We start from the raw sequence: 2,412 nt of genomic DNA on the forward strand, positions 1-2,412 counted from the left end.
AACTCTAACATTTTCTAAGCTCAAATTATTTGCAACCCAGTCGAGGATAGGCTTGGTACAACATTCTATGTGATTTGGAAGTACAAGATGCCTTATTATAAGCTCACATTGCTTGTTTGCAATTTTATGATTTCTAGAAACTATTTCGAAATAATTATCAACTTTGGATAATCTTTTAGCGCATTTATCATTGCCGTATTTAAAATCGGTAAGATAAATATCGACAATACCGTCAAGGATTTTCATAGATTCTTCAGTCATATACATATTAGAATTCCAAACCACAGGAATATTAGCATTGCAATAGCCAAGAGCTTCAAGAATGTATTCTAAGTTGGGCGTTGGTTCGCCGCCAACAAGATTAAGATTCCGTGCCTCTCGCAGTCTATATCTTCGCTCAATCAGCTGCGCTAGTCTTTCACATGCAATACTAACGCCTGCGTCTGGGTATTGCGATATATCCCAGTTCTGGCAGTATACGCAGTGAAAAGTGCATGAGGCAAAGAATATAGTATAAGATGGTATAAGCTCAGGCTCCTCGCCCCAGTGAATGAACTCGGTTGCTATTCTAGGAGTACCAACTTTGCAATGACCTAACTCGCCTTTAGCGCGATTAACTAAGCAACGGCGTTCGCAGAACCTGCACTCCTCAAGCATTCTTTTTGCAAGCTCTAACTTAATTTCAAATAAAGTTCTAGAGCCTTTAGATTTTTTTGTATGCATGGCTTTGTCATGCTCTTTCCAAAGCTCTTCTTCTAATGCGTTATTAGTGAATTCTACTCCAACTTTTTTCGTACCTAAATATCTAGCTTCTTTTTTATTTTCCAAAATTCCGAAATAATAAGGCAATTTCTCTCTTGCAGCCATTTTTTATTACAAATAACTAAAAAGGGGCGAAAAGCTTTTTAACCTTACGATTTTATTAGTTCTAACTATGTATGAGGTGCTGTTCGCACCATCAAGAAGCGCTTACGTCGGCAAGCAGAAGCCAATTCAAGAATGCCTGTTCTGTGCAATTCGCGATAGAGATCCTAGAGTGTGGACTAGACTTGTGTATCAAGACGAGCACATTATTATTCTTATGAACGTTTTCCCCTATTCTCCAGGCCATTTACAAGTAATACCGACAAGGCATGTAAAAGAGCTAGAAGACCTCTCTACCCCAGAGCTGGGATATTTTTTAGATTTCACTCAAAGGGCTGCAAGATTTATTGAAAAGTTAATGTTTCCTCAAGGCTTTAATATTGGTATAAACTTAGGCAAGGCCGGAGGCGCTAGTATAGAGCATTTGCATGCTCAGATAGTTCCCAGGTATAAGCGGAAACCTCTCTACGAAGAGCAAGAAACTATCCACAAATTATATCTTGAGAACGTTAGCATACTGAGAGAGAGCACTCCAAAAGAATTAACGAAAGTGCATTGCAAATGCCCTGTCCCTAAATATATTTTAAGGCAGAAGCCTACTGTTTATCTTCATTCTAATCCTTACAATAGGGGTCATTTAGTAATAGCGCCTGAAGAGCATATGAAATTTGAGAATTTAGACTTACCTGAGCTTTTAGAAATTTTCACTACCGCTATTAAGTTGAAAAAAGCAATCGAAAAAATTTATTCGCCAGCAGGTTTCAATTTGGGTATGAATATAGGTGAAGCGCCTAACAGCTCAGAGCATTTACAGCTTCATTTAGTACCGCGCTATGTGCCTGAAAGCGGTTTTATGGAAGTCGTTGGTAATACTAGAGTAATAACGGAATCTTTAGAGCAAACTTATGAAAAGATTAAAAAAATTTTAAGTTCTTAGAAAGTTTTTTGACTAATATGGGCACAATACTTTTAGGCTACGATGGCTCTGAAGCCTCTAAGAAAGCGATTGATAAAGTAGTAAGTTTGCTTAAGCCTCAAGATGAGCTCATCGTGGTTTCTATAGTACCTTTACCAACCTTAAAAGAATTTGCAGAATTTGATCCTGAACTTTCAAAAGCTCGCGCATTGGAATCTGTAAATTCTGCTATTGCTAATCTAAAAGAGAGGGGGTTAAAGGTTATAGGGCTTGTTAGAGAAGGCGATATTGCAGAAGAGATACTGAAGCTCGGTAACGAATTAAATTGCGATTTGATAGCGCTCGGCGATAGAGGCTTGAGCAAGGTAAGTACTTTTGCATTAGGAAGTGTAACTGAAAAAGTTATGAGATACGCTAAAAAGCCTGTTTTAGTAGTAAAGTAAAATTATTTCTAGGTCGAAAACAATTATATTGGGCTAGCCGCCATGGCTCAGTGGTAGAGCGGCTCCTTGGTATGAAGCCTTTCTTTTTTCTTTTAGGAAAAGAAAAAAGAAATCCTTCAGGGAAAGAAAAAAGAAAAAAAATCCCATGTTTTTCTTTTCCCGTGAAGGGCTTTTCTTTTTTCTAAAAAG

Annotated in this window: 3 protein-coding genes; 2 read left to right on the forward strand and 1 reads right to left on the reverse strand. The window is 37.8% G+C overall.

Annotated elements, in window-relative coordinates:
- Window positions 1–867 (reverse strand): radical SAM protein (locus QMD21_05150; GenBank protein ID MDI6856149.1); only part of this gene is annotated, 867 nt, incomplete at its 3' end.
- A 67-nt stretch (window positions 868–934) separates the two neighbouring features.
- On the opposite strand from QMD21_05150, the gene QMD21_05155 reads away from it, so the two are divergent.
- Window positions 935–1,801, forward strand: a complete 867-nt coding sequence (locus QMD21_05155) for an HIT domain-containing protein (protein MDI6856150.1) — start codon at window positions 935–937, stop codon at window positions 1,799–1,801.
- 17 nt (window positions 1,802–1,818) lie between these two features.
- Window positions 1,819–2,223, forward strand: a complete 405-nt coding sequence (locus QMD21_05160) for a universal stress protein (protein MDI6856151.1) — start codon at window positions 1,819–1,821, stop codon at window positions 2,221–2,223.
- The last annotated feature ends 189 nt before the right edge of the window (window positions 2,224–2,412 follow it).

It is taken from the genome of Candidatus Thermoplasmatota archaeon (genome assembly GCA_030018475.1).
Taxonomy (GTDB): Archaea; Thermoplasmatota; JASEFT01; order JASEFT01; family JASEFT01; genus JASEFT01.